Genomic DNA, 16,990 nt, shown 5'->3' on the forward strand with positions numbered 1-16,990 from the left:
CATGTCCGTTTCACCCGCTGAGCCGCGAGCTGCGGCTGCCGCCCGCGATGGGTCGGGAGACCTCAGTGGTAGACGGTGAGCGGAGTGGCCAGCGGATTCGCCTGGCGCACCGGGTAGGACGCGAGCGCCCCGTCTCCCTGGAAGCTCACGGCTCCTCGCACAGAGGCCACATTGGACAGCGTGTAGAAGGTGACGCCCACATCGACGCTGACAGCTCCGCCGGCTGGGACGGCGATCTCCTGCGCGGTGCCATCGGCGGCCGTCAGGGTCACAGAGGTGTCCGCGTCGCCCGAGTTGACGAGGGAAAGGCGCGGCGCGGGCCCGCCGGCTACTGCGAAGGTGGTGTCCTCTTCGAGCTCAGATGCGCTGGCGAACCAGGCCAGGTCGATCCGCTCCCCATCGACGATGGTCACGTCCGCGCCGGAGCCCGATACGAGCTCACCGCCCTGGGAGACGGTCGTCTCCTCCTCGTCCTCCTCCTCCTCGTCATCCGATTCGGACGAACTGTCGTCGGGAGGTGAGACGACCGACGCGCGGACGGCCGTGACGATGGGCACGTTCGACTTCGCGGTCACCGTGTAGGTGCCGTCGGTCAGGCCAGGCAGGAGGATGTCGGTGACGGTTCCGGAGCGTGCGGTCACCTCGAGCGAGGTGCCGAGCGCGTCCGCCGTGTCACCGGTGACGCCGACCGTGACCGTGGCGTTGTCCGCGCCCGGCACCATGACGCGGAGCGTCGTCTCGACATCCTGGGATCCGCCCACCTGCGCGCGCTGATCGCGCGCGGCCGAGGTGGCGACCCGGACGCCGGGGATGATCTGGGTGCGTGACGGTGTTGCTGACGGACCGACGAGGTCGACGCCACCCGGCTCCAGGCCGCGGACGATCGACTGCTCGAGCGTGGCCGAGATCAACCCGCCGGTGCTGTCGATGCGCATCGCCAGCTGCGCGTCGCCCGGTGCGTAGCCGGACAGCGGCAGCACGCGCTGCGTATGGGGAGCGATGATCAGCTGACTCAGGCCACCGGCCTCGACGGGACCCTCGACGCCGTACAGGTAGATGTCGACGGTCGCGGGCACAGGGCTGGGGTTGGCGAGCAGGAGCAGGCTGGTGCGGCCGGTATCGGTCGCACCCGCGACGATCCAGCTGGTGGCGCCGCCCTCATTGCAGGAGATCGCCGCGAGTCCGAACGCATCGCTCTCGAAGGCGGTCTGGGCCTGCGCTCCGGAGAGCAGATCGGACGCGACGGTGGCGGTCGTCGAACTGAGCAGAGCGGAGGTCTGGCCCGACTGGGAGGACACCACATCGACGTCCTGCAGAGGGCTGGGCGTGAGGGTGGCGGCACCCGAGGAGGAGACCATGTTCGCCGCCCCGAATGCGTTCACGGTCGTGGCGCCCTGACCGTTCGCGTCACCCAGGCGCAGCAGCGGCCCTGGGCAGACGCGCTCCTGGCCGACGGAGACGGGCGTGATCTCCACGCCTTCCGCACTGGTGTCGAGGGTGGGCAGGGGCAGCACCGAGGCGCCAGCGATGAGCACGAAGGCGGCGCCGAGCGCGACCACGCCGCTCGTGACCCGGCCGGTGATGACGAGGGCTCTATTCGCCACGACGCCCCTTTGCGAGGTTGGTGGGGGTGAACTGGAACTCCGCCGTGTCGACGGGGTCGTAGGCGTTGACGATCGCCGGAGTCCGGCGGACCGGCTCGGGGGCCGATGTCGGCACCGGCGCCGTGATGGGTCGGATGGGCGCATCCCAGCCGGTGGGTCGAACCGGCTGCACGGTCCCCTTTGCGGCGCGAACGCCCCGCAGTCCGGAACCGCGGCGGGCTTCGCGCTCGGGGCGCATCCGGTCGGCGAGATCGCTGGTCGGCAATGCCAGAAGAAGGGTCAGCAGGAGCACGAGCGCCTGAGCGCCGAGGATGAAGACCCCGGTCGAGGTCTGGAGGTTGCCCGGTCCGCTCGGCGCCGCCGTCGGCAGCCCTGCGTCGAGACCGACGAACCGCCAGAGGGATCCCTCCGTCGTGCGGGTGACAGGGCTGAGCAGGGAGTTGCCATCGAGCGCGGCGGCCGCTCGGTCGTGCATCGCCGCGGTGGCCGCGGTCGGCGGCGCCAGCAGCACGAACCCGACACGGAGCTCTCCGAACGCGGTGGTGAAGTCGTAGCCGCTCGTCGAGGACAGGTTGCCCCCGAGCTCCGACAGCAGCTCGTTGTCGTCAGAGAGGTTGTCCCCCGCCGTGCTCGCCAGCGTGGACTGCTGATCGAGGGTGCCGCCGAGGCCGCGCTCGAGTCCGACCTCGACGCCGTCGCCTGGCTGCGCGGCGAGGGTGAGGGTTCCGAGCGTCGGATCGGCCACCGCTTCGGCACGTACGAGGGCGGGGAGACCGCGCCCGCCCGACCCCACCAGTGCGGTGCCGAACGCCGATGCGCCGAGCATCGGAACGGTGGCCACGAGAACCCCGATCACGGCGACCGTGCCGAGCAGACCGCGGAGGGCACGGGCCGCGACGGCCTCGTTAGCGCCGAGGGTCAAGACGGCCGCGGCGAGCATCCCCATCCAGTAGAGGCTCAATCCGGGGCCCGGCCACAGGGTGACGGCGTCGGCCCCGATGCTCGCTACCGCGATGCGGCTGGCGGCGACGGCCGTCACGAAGCCGAGGCCCGCCATGCCGAGCGAGGCGATCGCCTTGGGCGTTCCTCGGAGGAAGGGGGCGGCGATTCCGACCACGAGCAGCGGCAGCAGAAGGACGCCGACGACGAGTCCCGGCGCGATCGCGCCGAGGCCGAGCGTGTCCAGCACGCCCTGCCAGCCCGTGCTCGATCCGCCGGGCACGCCGATGACGAGGTGCAGCGCCGAGGAGACCTGAGGAGGAAGGAAGCCACTGGCCAGCGGCGTCGGAGCAAGGGTGATGCCCGGATCGGCGAGTGCGCCGAGGGGATTGCCGCGCACGATCTGCTGAGCGGTGAGCGGCAGGAACAGCACGGCGACGGGGAGCGGAAGGGGCAGCAGCCGGTGCCAGCCGCGGCCGTGCTTGCCCGCACTGGCGAAGATGAGCACGGAGACGAGCCAGAGCGCGGTCAGCGCCGGCAGCAGCGAGGGCGCGGAGGCTGCCACCGCTGCGGCCAGCAGGGCTGTCGTCGCGGACGCCGACCAGGAGCGTCGCGCGGAGAGCGCCGCGAAGACGAGCCAGGGCAGCAGCAGGTGCACGAGGACGGCGCCGATCCGTCCCTCGTCGAAGGAGATGAGGAACGGCGGCGCGAGGGTCCAGAGGACGGCTGCGACCACGCGCAGGGTCGGCTTGGGCGTGAGTCGGGCGGCGGCGAGCCAGGCGCCGGCGGTGGCGATGGGGAACGCGGCGAGGAAGAGCAGGACGATGCTGAGCGACGGGGACCAGAACGTGAGAGTGCCGAGCAGCGCGAGTATCCAGCTGAACGGATCCGCTACGCCGACGAAGCCCGCATCGACGGAGCGCCAGCCGTAGCCGACCTGACCCCAGACCTCGCCGATGCTGCCGAGCGGGAGGATTCCTCCGCCGGTCAGCGAGGAGGCGCCGATCAGCGGGATATGCACAGCGAGGCCGACGAGTGCGGCGATGACCACGGTCCACGCGCCACCGCCGGTGAAGAACCGCAGCTCGTGACGGCCGGCGCGTTTGATGATGGCGGCGTCGTCCCGCGCGAGCCCGCGACGTCGACGCACCTCCGCCCACGGCAAGCGGAGCGAATCGGTGGCATTCCAGCTCACAGTTCGAGCGCGGGCGAGGCGGCTGCGCGCGCGGACGACCGACGGGATGGCAAGCGCCGCGCCGATCGCCGCGACGAACTCGCCGATCACGCTGCCGGGGCGCTTGCGCAGCAACTGCCCGATGGCGCGCACTAGGGCGAGCGGAAGCAGGCTCAGCCAGTGCAGGGGTGTGGCGACCGCAGGCGAGTAGACGAGGCGGCGGTGCAGCTGGGCCGAGCGGGCGACACGGGCGCGCTTGCCGCGAGACGCTCGAGGACCGAGCATCTTCGACCCTGGCGCACGACGGCCGGCAGAGAGCACCTTGGCGCCCGGGACGAGGGTGACGCGGTGACCGGCGAGGCGCGCGCGGACGCAGAAGTCGAGGCCGTCGTCGGTGGCGGGCAGTCCGGGGTCGAAGCCGCCGAGCTTCTCCCAGACCTGGTGGCGCACGAGCATCCCGCTGGAGGAGACGCCCATGACGTCGCTCAGCCGGTCGTACTGCGACTGGTCCAGCTCTGGCTCGGCGACCTCGACGGAGGTGCCGAGCGGGGTCATCGTCTCGCCGAAGGAGTAGATGTAGCCCGGATCGGCCCACTGCATGAGCTTGGGTCCGGCCACGACGACCGACGGGGACACCTCGACGGCGTGGACCAGCATTTCGAGGGCGTTGTCCGCGGGCGCGTTGTCGGCGTTGAGCAGCCACAGCCACTCGTGTTCACCCGTCGGTGTCGCGATGGTGCGGGTGGCATGCCAGGCGGCTCCGCCGAAGCTCAGCCTGGACGGCGCCGCGATGTGCTGAGTAGGTCCTGAGCCCGAAGGCGACCCGGTGACGCGCGACTTGACGCCGGTGTCGACCACGATCGTCTCGTGGACCGTGAAGGTCTGGCGCGCGACGGCCTCGAGGGTGCGCTCGAGATACTCGCCCCCGTCATGGGCGACCACGATGATCGTTACTTTCGGCCGCACCATGCCACGGTAGGCGTCGCCCGCCAGCGCCCCGGGCCGACACCCCGGGCAGCCGCGAACTGCCCAGTTCTGTCGCCCGGACGGCCGCATAGGTGGCAGAACTGGGCAGCTCGGCCTTCGATTCGCTCGCTTCAGTCCCTTAATCCACGAAGGACTCCCTCGAACCCGAATCGAGGGAGTCCTTCGCTGTGGCGAACCCGCTAGGCGGGAGCCAGCTGTGTACCGGAGTGTGACCGCCGGAAGTATGTGGGCCTCAGACGGCGCGCTTGCGGAGCTTGCGACGCTCGCGCTCGCTCAGGCCGCCCCAGATGCCAAACCGCTCGTCGTTCTGGAGTGCGTACTCGAGGCACTGCTGCTTGACCTCGCAGCTCGTGCAGATCTTCTTGGCCTCGCGAGTCGATCCGCCCTTCTCTGGGAAGAATGCCTCAGGATCGGTTTGCGCGCAGAGCGAGTCGGCCTGCCAGGCCAGCTGGTCGCTGTCGTCGACGTGGGTCTTGCGGACTCCGGGAACGCCTAGGCGAACCGGGTCGACGAACCAGTCCTGTGGGACCCCGGTCCGCTGCTCGGAAATCGTCATATGTAAAAGTCTCCCCATCGGCAAGTGACCTGGGTGGTCGAATGCGTCTGGGGTAATTACAGCGGTGTGATTAGTCGCACGTCAAGCCGCAGATGGTAGCTCCGGCTCCGAAGGGACCCGGATCAGCCGCGCCGCTAACACTGGCGAAACACATCTGCAACTCAGCCCCCGTTCGGGAGCCATGCAATCCGTTGCGACACGCGCGGAATCCGCACCTGAAAGTCCGTTTCAGTCAGGAATTCGTCGAAAGGCCCTGCCCCCCGTATTGGGGGCCATACCCCCCAACGGGATGTCACCCGCCATTCGGCGTGTCTGAACCCCGATCCGGGGGACAAATCAAGTGGGCGCCGTCGAAAGGTGTCTCGAAAAGTGAGCAAAAAATGTGCGGGAAATCATCTGAGGCGTCCATGCGAAGCGGCGTGTCGGAGGTGCGCGAAGAGATTGAGATGCATCCCCGGGTCGAATGGTGTCAACAGTGTCACGAGCCGCAGACATCGCCGCGGGACGTCGATGATCGACGGATCCGGTGGCCGCGGCTTCGTCTGCCTCGGATCAGCGTGCGCCTCCTTCGCGGGCTGTCGCTCTGCGCACTCGAGTGGCAACGTTGAAGGCGCGATGCGGGGGTGTCGCGAGGGTCGACATATAGGGGGATCGAGCGATGACCGAGGCAGGACTTCCGCGCTTCTCACCTACGACTGTTGGTCAGCTGACGTCTGAGGACGCCGCGCGGGCTGTTGCCGCTCGGGAGGATCGGCTCGCTGGACTTCGTGTGATCCGCACGCTCTTCCGGATCATGCTTCCCGTCTACTTCATCATGATCCAGATGACACGGGACCAGGGCTGGGTCAGCAACGGATCCATCGGACCGGAATTCGGCGCGATACTCCTGCTCGTTGCACCCGCCATCGTGGTTGCACTGGCCGCCTGGCTGGTCTTGCGCGTGCGACAGGACGTCGGTTCGGACCTGCATCGCAGGCTGCACTCGGCCGCAACGCTGGATGCGAGCGTCGCGATCATGTTCGCTCTTCTCGCGTTCGCCGCCGCGACCACCGTCGTCGCAGCGCTGCTCGGGCTCATGAGCGCGAATGGACTCGTCGACGCCTACTACGCCTACGCGATCGGTCTCGTCGCACTGATCGCTGCAGGAGCCCTGCTCTTCCTGAAAGCCAAGCGCGCGCTGTAGAGCGTCTGATCGATCTCATCCATGGAGACCGACCGACCGAGGCGCCCAGCGCCGAACGGCAGGCGAGCCGCTCGTCAGTTCGGCGACCCGCGCGTGAGCTCGCGCTGCATGTCGCGCAGTGCGAGACCGACGAGGAGCGTGGCGAAGACGGCGGAACCTGCCCGTTGGAAGGCGAGAGCAACGAATGCACGTACCGAAGCGGCGGTTGGCGGGACGATCGAGATCACAGCTCTCTCCTCATCGAACCATCCCGCGGACACGCTAGTAGGCGTACCTGTGACTCGAAAGGTCGACTTCTCAACCGACGCCGCACCGTCGCCTCCTCTGACGGTCGCGATGCGCATCGTCGGCGATGCGTCATATAGTCGCGTTTCATGAGCAACATCCCTGCCGGCTGGTATCCCGACAACACCGACACGAGCCTCCAGCGGTATTGGGACGGCACCGCCTGGACGCAGCACACAGCCCCTGCGGCGCCACCAGCACCTCCGGCGTCGGCCGCCTCGGGAACCGGATACGAACGGTCGACGTTCACCGCTCCGACCGCCGCCGCACCCGTAGAAACGGGCACTCCCGTTACAACCCCGCCGTATGCGAATTCCGCATCGGTCCCTCCGTATGCGGCTGCCGTCCCCAGGGGCGCCGCGCACTCCCCCGCGACCGCTCCTGGCGCCGCGCGGCCCCGCCGCGCGTGGATCCCGATCGTCATCATCGCGGCCAGCGTCGTGGTCCTGCTGGTCATCGCAGGCGGGGTGTTCGCCGTCGTCAATCTGATGAATCGCGGCCTGCCGACTCTGGCCGACAGCTCCGCCACTCCCGTGCCGACGTCACCATCGGACCCGACTCCTTCAGCGGCCCCTGAGGACACAGGCGATCTGTTCACCGCCGATGACCTCACGGTCTTCGCAGTCGGCAACGCCCTGTTGCCTGCAGACTATGAGGCGTTCGATTCGAGCTTCACCGACGCGACCGCCGGTGACGGTCTCGCCACCGCGGACAGCGAATGGTTCGAGTACAACGGTGCTCCGGCCGAGTGCGAGGACCTCAACTTCTATGAACCCCTCACGAGCTCTACCGACGCGGGATCACTCGATCCGATCGCCGCGGTGGGCGCCTATGGAACGGACACCGACGCGCTCGAGGCGCACGCACGCGTGTTCCCCGATGAGGCCGCCGCGTTCGCTCAGCTCGCGAACACCGACGCCGAGATCGGGCTATGTGCTGCGGGTTACGGAACCGACAATTTCCACGCGGACTCGGTCGCGCCCATCCGCACCGATCTGCCGTCGGGTATCACCGCGACCGGATGGCAGGAGCAGGGCTTGAGCAACGGCGACGCCTACTACTTCGAGACAGTCGAGATGCAGCGCGGCAATCTCGTCGTCCGCGCCAACTGCTATCTGCCCGCCGAGGGCGGAGGAACATCCGACATCTGCGGGATCTGGTACGACCAGGTTGCAACGGATCTGCTTCAGCTGACCAGCGGATCGGAGACGTAGGGATATCGAAGCCGCGCGGGTGGACTCGGCCACCCGCGAAGCTCCCGCTGAGGACAGTTGAACCCGTTCCCTGTCCTAAGCGGCGTTGCGGCGGGCGTCCCAGGCGCTCTGGACCATCTCGGCGAGGGTGTGCCGCATCTTCCAGTCGAGATCGCGTGCGGCCAGCTCGCCACTGGCGACGATGCGCGCCGGGTCGCCCGGACGCCGCGGTGCGACCTCGGGCTCGAAGGCGATCCCCGTGACCTCGGCCATGGCGGACATGATCTGCGCCACGGAGACGCCGTCGCCGCTGCCCAGGTTGTAGACCCGCTCCACCGACTCGCCGGCCTCGAGGCGCTGGGCGGCCGTCACATGCGCGAGGGCGAGGTCGGCGACGTGGATGTAATCGCGCACGCAGGTGCCGTCCGGAGTCGCGTAGTCATCGCCGTAGATGCGCGGCGTCTTGCCTGCGAGCAGCGCCTCGAAGACGAGGGGAAAGAGATTGTGCGGGCTCGCGTCGTAGAGATCGGGATAGCCCGATCCGACGACGTTGAAGTAGCGCAGCGACGTGTGGTCCAGCTTCGTGGCCTTGGCCTGATCGCGGAGCAACCACTCGCCGATCAGCTTCGACTCGCCGTACGGCGATTCGGGAAGGGTCGGCGTCTGCTCCGTCACCAAGTCTGTGTCAGGAGTGCCGAACACCGCGGCACTCGAGGAGAACACCATGTTCGTCACGTCGTGGTCCTGCATGACGGCGAGCAGCTTGGCCATGGCGGTGACGTTCTGGTCGTAGGTATGCAGAGGCTTCTGCACCGAGACGCCGGCGTACTTGAAGCCGGCGAGGTGCACGACTCCGGTGATGTCGTGCTCCTCGAAGGCACGCATGAGCAGGGGCCCGTCGAGCAGGGTGCCGTGCACGAGCGTGACTTCGGGCGGGACGAAGTCGAGGAAGCCGCTCGACAGGTCGTCGAACACCACAGGCTGGATGTCGGCCTCGATGAACGCACGGACCACGTGGGCCCCGATGTAGCCGGCTCCGCCGGTGACCAACCATGACATGCGGTCAGCCTATCGACGGGCGGCAGGAGGCCGACGAACGGCGGGCACCTACCGGCGGACTGCTCCCGCGAAGTCGGCGTAGTCGCTGTGCGGCTCGTCGTCGCGTTGGCGGTAGCCGTCGCGCACGGCCATCGTCACCGAGGAGGCGATGCCGATGAGAGCCAGTAAGAGGAGGACTGTTCCGAGAATCAACATGGCAGAAACGCTACGCATTGCGATTTCTCGCCAACACTGGCAGGCTTGCCGCCCACCAGCACATTTCGGCCACATCGGAGGATGCAGTGCTCAAGAAGATCGCCGTCGTCGCCCTGCCCGGAATGCCTCCCTTCGAGTTCGGGGTGGTCTGCGAGGTGTTCGGCATCGACCGCACCGAGATGGGCGGCCCTGCGTTCGACTTCCATGTCGTGACGGCCGAGCCGGGTCCCGTTCCGATGAGCCACGGCCTGCAGCTGGTCGTGCCGACCGGCCTCGGGGAGGCGGCCGACGCGGACCTCATCGCTATTCCGGCGTACTACTGGACAGGCTTCGATCCGCGCATCCTCGACCTCATCCGCGACGCAGCCGCTCGCGGCGCCTGGGTGCTGAGCGTCTGCAGCGGTGCCTTCTACCTGGCGGAGTCGGGGGTGCTCGACGGGCGCCGGGCGACGACGCACTGGATGCACGCCGAGAAGATGGCCGCTCGCTACCCGCTGATCGATGTCGACCCCGACGTGCTCTTCGTCGAGGAGGGCAACATCGTGACGGGCGCGGGCACCGCGGCCGGCATCGATGCCGCGCTGCATATCGTCCGCAAGGAGCTCGGTGCGGGGGCTGCGAACGTCATCGCCCGCCGCATGGTGGTGCCCCCTCAGCGCGACGGCGGACAGTCGCAGTACATCGCCCAGCCGATGCCGGAGTGCCAGTCCGACTCGTTCGCCGAGGTCATCGACTGGATGCTCGAGAACCTGCATGAGGAGCTGACCATCGACCAGCTCTCACGCAAGGCGATCATGTCGACCCGCACCTTCGCGCGCCGCTTCCGCGCGGAGACCGGCACCACACCCGCTGCCTGGCTGAACCGGCAGCGCATCATCCGCGCACAGCATCTGCTCGAGGTGTCGGATTCGAGCCTGGAGCAGATCGCCCAGCAGACCGGCTTCGGATCGTCCGCCGTGATGCGCCACCACTTCGTCAAGGTGCTGAAGGTGAATCCGCTCACCTATCGGCGGACATTCGGCGGTCGGCCGGTCGTCGATATCGCTTCCGTCGATGCGGTCGAGTCACGCGAGAGGATCCCTCAGCCCGCCTGACTCGTCTCGCACCGGTGTCCCCTCTTCGGGGCACCGTGCAGGGTAAGTGTGTGTCGCGAGCCTGCCCCAGCGTCACCAATCATTAGAAATGTCGCGTGCTCATCATCGCGATCCTGCTCACCTGGTGCCTCGTCTCAGTGGGGCTCGGCCTCGGGATCGGGCACGCGATGTCACTGAGCGAGAAGAGTCGCCCTCGCCTCACGCGGTCGAACTTCGACTCCGCGGCCTGACGGCCACTTCGGATGCCCGACGGGCCATAGTGATGCCTGTCCGGCAAGGGGTCTCAGTCCCGACGCCATAGGATCCAGGCGGGCCTGCCCGCTTCGCCTTCCTACCGATTCGTGGTCGCGACGAAGGCGACACCTGATCCGCTGAAGGTCAGCGCGCCCTCGTCCGGAGTGATGAAGGCGGACTCGCCGCGCTCGAGCATCGTGGATGTCGCAGCGCCGACGATCGCGACGCTGCCCTGGACGACGAGCACGATTCCGGGTCCGTCAAGCGGGAACGTCGCCTCTGCGCCGCCGCTCAGCTGATGGCCGTGCTTCTCGGCGGCCGCGCCGATGGTGATCCGGGCGAGAGCGAAGTCGGGCACATCGGGTCGGAAGATCTCCATTCCCGCTCCTCCGTCCTCCGCCGGCCAGATGGGCGCAGGAAGCGGCGTGAACTGAACGACGTCGAGCAGTTCGTCTGTGTCGATGTGCTTCGAGGTCAATCCTCCGCGCAGCACATTGTCGGAAGCCGCCATGATCTCCACGGCGAGCCCGGCCAGGTAGGCATGCACGTTGCCGGATGGCAGATAGGCGGCCTGCCCCTGCGGAAGGGTGATGCGGTTGAGCAGCAGCGCAACGCCGATTCCCGGGTCGCCGGGGTGCCGCTGGGCGAGCTCGGCGATCGTCGCGTACTCGCGGGCGAAGCTGGAGACTCGGGGCGCTTCGGACGCGAAGCGTGAGATCGCCTCGATCGCGAGCTTCGAGCCGTCGGATCCGCCGAGCAGCCAGGCCATCGTGCCCCTGAGGGCAGCTGCCGGGTCGGGGTCGTCGAGCTGCGCGCGGAGCTGGCCGAGCGCAGACAGCTCGAGCTCCGACCCCAGCGCCGACGCGATGGCGACGAGCTCCTCCACGAGCAGCTGGGTGTGACTGAGTTCGCGGAAGCCGGCGAGCGCCTCGAACGTGTCGCTGAGCGCAAGGGTCAGCTCAGGCTTGTGCAGGCGGTCCTTGTAGTTGCGCGCCGGATCGTCGAGGGAGATGCCGGCCGCGTCCTCCCGGTCGTAGCCGGCCTCGGCCTGAGCGATCGAGGGGTGGGCCTGGATGGACAGCGGCTCGTTTGCGGCGAGCAGCTTGAGCAGGAACGGCAGAGTGTCGCTGGTGCGGGCATCGCCGAGCGCGCGGGCGGGGTCGGCGGCGATCCAGGCGTCGAGGGTGGCCATGCCATCGCTCTGCGTCGTGTCGACGATGCGGCTCGGCCAGGCCGGGTGAGCGCCCAACCACAATTCGGCTTCAGGCTTCCCCGACGGCTGATGCCCGAGCAGTTCGGCGATCGCCGTCGTCGAGCCCCATGCATAGTCCCGCGGGACGTTGGTGATGCCGAGGAACATGAGCAACCTCCAGGTCTGTGCCGTCGATCAACCTACTCGGCGACAACTGGAGAAATCACAGTGAGCACGGCGTCGGCCGCCGCGGCGAGCTGCTCGTCGGAGAGGGTCCCATGGTCGTCATGCAGCGCGAGCCATCCGTCCGAGGTGAAGACATCGGCGAAGGTGTATCCCTCGGCGGTGGTGCGCAGCAGCACCGACCCTCGGCTCATCGGCAGCGATCGACTCGTGTAGCCCGGCTGGGCGACGATGAGCGGCTCGGTCCAGCCTGCTCCGGGGAGCATCTCGACGGAGAGCCCCGGATCTCCGTCGTCCCACGAGCAGCGCAGCGGGTGCTGCGAGGCGGTGGCGTAGTAGTAAGAAGGCGTGGCGCCACCCGGCTGGTCCGTCGCGGATGGCTCGACCCCCGCCGCATCGATGGCGTCAGCGACGGATCCGTCCGGATCGAGACCATCGCACGATTGCGGAAGCACCCACGTGCTCGCCTGAACCCACGGAACGCGCGCCAAAGTGGTCAGGTAGGCGCCGCTCTGTTGGGCCAACTGGAGCAGGGCCACTGACGGATCATCGACCGAGTCCGAGTCGATGGCGAATTCGATGTGCACCCAGTCGACGCCCACCACGAAGTCGCCGACACACGTGTCTCCGACGCTCACGTCGTAGCAGTCGTACGTCGAGTCAGCGGTAGTGGCGTTGCCCTCGTCCCAGTTCGCCGGTGCCGCAGCACCTCCGCCGAGCAGCACGTCGATGATGAGCTGCCCACCATCTTCTGCTCCATCGGTCCAGCTGCAATCGGCCCATCCGGCCTGGATGGCCGCGGCGCTCAATACATCGAAGACCGCGGTGCTGCTGGGATCGCCGCTGAATGCGAGATCGCCGAAGATGCTGACGCGCGCGCTGGCGGCCAGCGCCTCGCAATCGATCGCGTCAATCGCGGTCGGATCGGGGTCGATCATCGGCTCCTCGGAGGGAGTCGGCGTGGGTGTAGGAGTCATCGAGGCGGTGGCCGTGGGGCTGGGCGCGGGCGCTGCCGCCGAGCACCCGGCCAGCATGAGCGCGACCATCGCTGCACCCACTGCCACCGCTCGCCGACCTCGCACGGCTACATCTTCACCAGTCGAGACCTCATTCCCTCGGCCAAATCAAGGAGTTTTTCGATTCCATGCCCTCCGATCTGCATGAGCTGGTGGCCGGGATGCCGAAACTCCTTGATTCGGTCAGGGAGTCCGCCGGGCGACAGGATGAGCACATGCAGATCAGGCGGATCCACCACATCGCGGTCATCAGCACGGACTACGAGAGGTCGAAGGCGTTCTACATCGGCATCCTCGGCTTCACGCTGAAGTCGGAGGTCTTCCGGGCAGAGCGCGACTCGTGGATGGGCGACCTCGCACTGAACGGCGAGTACATCCTCGAGCTCTTCTCGTTCCCCAACCCGCCCGCCCGTCCGACCGGCCCCGAGGCCGTCGGACTGCGCCACCTCGCCTTCGAGGTGGACGACGTGGAAGGGTCGATCGCCGAGCTCACCGCGAAGGGTGTGCGCTGCGAGGAGGTGCGGATCGACCCGCACACCGGACGCAGGATGGCATTCTTCTTCGACCCAGATGGGCTTCCGCTCGAGGTCTACGAGGCCTGAGCGACCACTCCCCGCTGTCAGGCGCCCCAGTCGACGATGATCAGCGGCCCTTTCGTCTGGGTGTCGGTGACGATCAGGGAGAGCGACAGGCGCTCGCCCGCAGGAGAGTCGAGCTCCCATGACTCGGACGAGACGCCCTCGTAGACCTCACCGGCTATCTCGACCCTGTCTCCGGTATAGCCGTTCGCCTTGGCGACCGCGGCTATGGCATCGAGATCCTCCCGTGTTCCTCCGTAGAGGTAGGCCCAGGTGAAGGGGTTGTCCGTCGTCGCGCCGAGGACCTCCGTGCACGACGGTTCAGGGAGGAAGGCTGGCATGCCCGCCTCGTAGGCGTCCACCAGCGTTTTGGGGAAGTCGCCTTCCCGCGGCGCCGGGCATGGATCGAACGCCTTGACGAACGTCGGGCCCGGAGTGGACGCAGTCGGCGTCGGCGACGAACTGGCGCCGTTGTCGCGAGCCAAGTTCGCGGACGCCCAATCGGAGAACTCACCAGCCGACACGTCTTCCACGACAGGATCGCCGCCGCCGGGGTTCGGAATCGTGGTCCGCTGGTTCGCGCCGATCGTCACCGACGTTCCGTCGGTCAGGGTGAACTCCACTTCGCCGTCGAGAACGGTGATTTCGCAGGCGGGTGCGTCAGTGCATTCGACGGCGAAGGCCGTTCCATGCACGGCCGCGACGCCTACGGGGGTCTCGACCTCGAATCTCGCGTCTTCGGCCACAAGCTTTTGCACCCGATGCCAGGTCTGGCCGACCTCGAGAGAGACCGCGGTGCGCTGCGCGTCGGAGGAGGAGAGCTCGAGGACCGTGAGGTCGGTGCCCGGCCCGACCCGGGTGAGCGAGTCGTCGGCATACCTCAGCTCGGCCAGGCCCGCAGAGTCGGTGATGACGTGATCGCCTGCCACGGCCTCGGTCGACTGGGTGATCGAGCCGCTGGAAGCGGAGGAGACGAGTCGCACATCCGTGCCGAGAACGCTCACCCGAGCGGTCGCACCTCCGGAATCGGATCCCGAACCTGCGCCGCAGCCGGTCAGGGCGAGAGCAAGGACGACGAGAAGTGCGGGAACTGCGGCGATGCGACGCATGGTCTTCTCACTGTTCGGGGGCAACCGGTGGCTGAGCTTGTCGAAGCCCGGTCGAGTGGGCTTCGACAAGCTCAACCGTCGGGAAGGTTCAGTGGCCGATCTTGGCCGCGTGGCCTTCGACGTCGTCATCGACGAGCGGGCGCGTCGGCTGGTTGCGGAAGTCGTGCCCCTCGACGTCGTCTCCCTCGATGATGCGACCGGACTTGAGGGAGTGACCCTCGACGTCATCCTCATCGACCAGATGACCGCGGACTACGCCGTGGCCCTCGACGTCATCCTCATCGACCGCTCCGTTGAAGCGCGCTCCGTGACCCTCGACATCGTCCTCGTCGATGATTCGGCCGTGCGCGGCGGCGTGACCCTCAACGTCGTCCTCGACCAGGTGGCCGGTACGAGCGGTGTGACCCTCGACGTCGTCCTCCTCGACGACGCGACCGCTCCGGGCGGCATGACCCTCGACGTCATCCTGCTCGACGATGTGGCTGGGCTTGAGGCCGTGGCCGGCGACGTCGTCGGTGGTGTCTTCCGGGGTGGTGTCGGTGTTCTCGTTCATTGCTTCGTTCCTCTCGATGGGGTGTCGCTGGGTGCGATAGATGAAGTGTGCGTGGTGGCGCGAAGCGGAACTGTCGGCTGGCGAACACAAATTGTGTTCAGTTGCCGACCGGCGGAGATGTTCATGCTCACGCCTCTGCTCGAACGAGATCCGGATGGGTCCGCCGCAGGCGGACCATGGATGGACCGAGCAGCAGCAGTGGCTGACGCTGCGGCTCGACCGCGGCCACGAAGTCCTCCGCGCTCAGTCGCCACACGATCGCCGACGTCGCGGCCACCACGGTGGCCGTTCGCGGGATCGAGGTCAGCACGCCGATCTCCCCGACCACATCGGGCGCGGACACATCCGGGATGCCCGCAGCCGTTGACGAGGTGACGGACAGCCTGCCCTCGGCGAGCACCCAGAGCGCGTCCGCGTCGTCGCCCTCGCGGATGAGCAGGTCCCCTGGCGCGAGGTGCGCGACCTGCATGGCGCTGGCGAGACGCTCCTTGACCGTCCGCGACGACGGGGCGAACAGCCGGATCGCCTCGAGCAGCCGCACCCGATGATCGAGCAGGGTCGTTCGCGCCGCGGACGCGCGATCCACCCGGAGCAGCAGCGGCGAGAGTGCAAGCGCGACGGCGGAGAAGCCGACGCCCATCGCGATGAGCGCCGTCTCGATCGAGATGCTCGACAGCAGAGCCGCGGCCCCGATGCTTCCGATCACGCTGGCAAGCAGGGCGGCGGTGTCCTGCAGGGACAGCACTCGACTGAGCAGTCCTGCCGACACCTCTCGCTGGATGGCAGTGAGCGCCACGACGTCCACGATCACCATGCCGATGCCGGACAGCAGCTGCAGGCCGATGCCGACGGCCGCAACGTTGGTGAACGCGGTCAGCGCATAGGGGATCGCCTGCACGAGCACACCGCCGACGATGATGGGGGCGAGTCGGCGGGCGCCGCTGAGCCGATCCGCGACGACCGCGCCGATGATCCCGCCCACGGCCATGCCGGCGAGCAGGTAGCCGTATCCCTGATTGCCCATGCCCAGGTGCTGACTGATCGGGATGTAGATGACCGTGTACGCGCCGCACAGCATCGTGTCGAGCGCAGCGAACAGCAGCAGCACCGCGGCGGTCGGGGTTCGGCGAAGCGCTCCGACGCCGTCGAGCACCTGGCGGACCAGTCGCTCGCCGGGGGCCGCGTCTCCCCTGCTGCGCACGCGGAGGCCGAGCGCGAGCGCCGCCGCGGCGAAGTAGCTGATCGCATTGATCGAGACGCCGATCGCGGGCTCGCCGATGAGGACGAGCAGACCGCCGATCGCGGGGCCGATCACGATGACGATGTTGTCCAACCCGGCGTAGAGCGAGTTGGCCGTCGGCAGGTTCTCCTCGTCCACGACCTCGGGGGTCAGCGCCCCGGCGGCGGGCCCATACGGGCTGCGCACGATCGACGCGACGATGGTCAGGACCAGGATGACGATCACCGGTCCGCCGCTGATCACGATGCCGACGACGGCGAGGCCGACGACGCCCGACAGTAGCGCGGAGACCACCATCAACGTGCGGCGATCGACGCGGTCCGCGAGCACTCCGGCGAGCGGGGCGATGAGGAGGCCCGGGATCCAGCCCGCCGCGGCCATCGCCGCGAGCCAGCCGAGCGACCCGGTCACCGAGTAGACGTAGACGTCGAGGACGACCTGGGCGACCCAGCTGCCGATCGAGTTGATGAACGACGAGGTGATCAGCAGACGGAAGTCGTAGAAGCGCAGGGCGCCGGCGTAGCGGTCCATGCGGATGCCACCTTGCTCCCGGCGTTCGACTGCTGCGGCTAATTCCCCGCTGATCAGGAAGTGTGCTGACATTGCATACTTCTGC

16 protein-coding genes are annotated in these 16,990 nt (G+C 68.0%); 5 read left to right on the forward strand and 11 right to left on the reverse strand.

Annotated elements, in window-relative coordinates; all coding sequences use genetic code 11:
* Nucleotides 1-62 precede the first annotated feature (62 nt).
* The 3 genes from E6C64_RS08805 to E6C64_RS08815 form a co-directional block, all read right to left on the reverse strand.
* On the reverse strand, nt 63-1,604 hold the full coding sequence (locus E6C64_RS08805) for a DUF5719 family protein (protein ID WP_136427084.1): 1,542 nt from the start codon (nt 1,602-1,604) through the stop codon (nt 63-65).
* Nucleotides 1,594-4,683, reverse strand: coding sequence for a glycosyltransferase family 2 protein (locus tag E6C64_RS08810; protein ID WP_158437785.1), 3,090 nt, complete (start codon nt 4,681-4,683; stop codon nt 1,594-1,596). Before E6C64_RS08810 ends, E6C64_RS08805 begins: the two co-directional genes overlap by 11 nt.
* Nucleotides 4,684-4,936: 253 nt before the next feature.
* The gene (locus E6C64_RS08815; RefSeq protein WP_136427086.1) at nt 4,937-5,260 is read right to left on the reverse strand and encodes a WhiB family transcriptional regulator; all 324 of its coding nucleotides are present in this window, start codon (nt 5,258-5,260) and stop codon (nt 4,937-4,939) included.
* 658 nt (nt 5,261-5,918) lie between these two features.
* On the opposite strand from E6C64_RS08815, the gene E6C64_RS08820 reads away from it, so the two are divergent.
* On the forward strand, nt 5,919-6,443 hold the full coding sequence (locus E6C64_RS08820; protein WP_136427087.1) for a hypothetical protein: 525 nt from the start codon (nt 5,919-5,921) through the stop codon (nt 6,441-6,443).
* Between the two features lie 74 nt (nt 6,444-6,517).
* On the opposite strand, the gene E6C64_RS19020 is transcribed toward E6C64_RS08820, so the two are convergent.
* Nucleotides 6,518-6,670 carry a hypothetical protein gene (locus E6C64_RS19020; protein WP_158437786.1) on the reverse strand — a complete coding sequence of 51 codons (153 nt, stop codon included), beginning with the start codon at nt 6,668-6,670 and terminating at the stop codon, nt 6,518-6,520.
* A gap of 147 nt (nt 6,671-6,817) precedes the next feature.
* Between E6C64_RS19020 and E6C64_RS08825 the strand changes: the two genes are divergently transcribed.
* Nucleotides 6,818-7,942, forward strand: coding sequence for a DUF2510 domain-containing protein (locus tag E6C64_RS08825; RefSeq protein ID WP_136427088.1), 1,125 nt, complete (start codon nt 6,818-6,820; stop codon nt 7,940-7,942).
* A 75-nt stretch (nt 7,943-8,017) separates the two neighbouring features.
* On the opposite strand, the gene galE is transcribed toward E6C64_RS08825, so the two are convergent.
* Together galE and E6C64_RS19025 are read right to left on the reverse strand one after the other, a co-directional pair.
* On the reverse strand, nt 8,018-8,980 hold the full coding sequence (gene galE, locus E6C64_RS08830) for a UDP-glucose 4-epimerase GalE (RefSeq protein WP_136427089.1): 963 nt from the start codon (nt 8,978-8,980) through the stop codon (nt 8,018-8,020).
* Nucleotides 8,981-9,028: 48 nt separating this feature from the next.
* Entirely contained in the window at nt 9,029-9,175 is a 147-nt protein-coding gene (locus E6C64_RS19025) for a hypothetical protein (RefSeq protein ID WP_158437787.1), read from the reverse strand.
* A gap of 86 nt (nt 9,176-9,261) precedes the next feature.
* Here E6C64_RS19025 and E6C64_RS08835 point away from each other — a divergent pair, with 86 nt between their 5' ends.
* The gene (locus tag E6C64_RS08835) at nt 9,262-10,269 is read left to right on the forward strand and encodes a GlxA family transcriptional regulator (RefSeq protein ID WP_136427090.1); all 1,008 of its coding nucleotides are present in this window, start codon (nt 9,262-9,264) and stop codon (nt 10,267-10,269) included.
* A 95-nt stretch (nt 10,270-10,364) separates the two neighbouring features.
* Nucleotides 10,365-10,499, forward strand: coding sequence for a hypothetical protein (locus E6C64_RS19525; protein ID WP_269846372.1), 135 nt, complete (start codon nt 10,365-10,367; stop codon nt 10,497-10,499).
* A 101-nt stretch (nt 10,500-10,600) separates the two neighbouring features.
* Here E6C64_RS19525 and manA read toward each other — a convergent pair whose 3' ends face one another.
* Nucleotides 10,601-11,863, reverse strand: coding sequence for a mannose-6-phosphate isomerase, class I (manA, locus tag E6C64_RS08840; RefSeq protein ID WP_136427091.1), 1,263 nt, complete (start codon nt 11,861-11,863; stop codon nt 10,601-10,603).
* Nucleotides 11,864-11,895: 32 nt separating this feature from the next.
* A complete protein-coding gene (locus E6C64_RS08845) occupies nt 11,896-12,942 on the reverse strand; it encodes a hypothetical protein (RefSeq protein ID WP_158437788.1) in 1,047 nt (348 codons plus the stop codon).
* Between the two features lie 167 nt (nt 12,943-13,109).
* On the opposite strand from E6C64_RS08845, the gene E6C64_RS08850 reads away from it, so the two are divergent.
* Entirely contained in the window at nt 13,110-13,496 is a 387-nt protein-coding gene (locus E6C64_RS08850; protein WP_136427093.1) for a VOC family protein, read from the forward strand.
* A gap of 17 nt (nt 13,497-13,513) precedes the next feature.
* Here E6C64_RS08850 and E6C64_RS08855 read toward each other — a convergent pair whose 3' ends face one another.
* From E6C64_RS08855 to E6C64_RS08860, 3 genes are all read right to left on the reverse strand, one after another.
* A complete protein-coding gene (locus tag E6C64_RS08855) occupies nt 13,514-14,650 on the reverse strand; it encodes a FecR family protein (protein ID WP_158437789.1) in 1,137 nt (378 codons plus the stop codon).
* Nucleotides 14,651-14,669: 19 nt separating this feature from the next.
* Entirely contained in the window at nt 14,670-15,134 is a 465-nt protein-coding gene (locus E6C64_RS19030) for a hypothetical protein (protein ID WP_158437790.1), read from the reverse strand.
* A 127-nt stretch (nt 15,135-15,261) separates the two neighbouring features.
* Nucleotides 15,262-16,977 carry an MFS transporter gene (locus E6C64_RS08860; RefSeq protein WP_158437791.1) on the reverse strand — a complete coding sequence of 572 codons (1,716 nt, stop codon included), beginning with the start codon at nt 16,975-16,977 and terminating at the stop codon, nt 15,262-15,264.
* Nucleotides 16,978-16,990: the final 13 nt, after the last annotated feature.

Source organism: Naasia lichenicola (genome assembly GCF_004801885.1).
Classification (GTDB): Bacteria; Actinomycetota; Actinomycetes; order Actinomycetales; family Microbacteriaceae; genus Naasia; species Naasia lichenicola.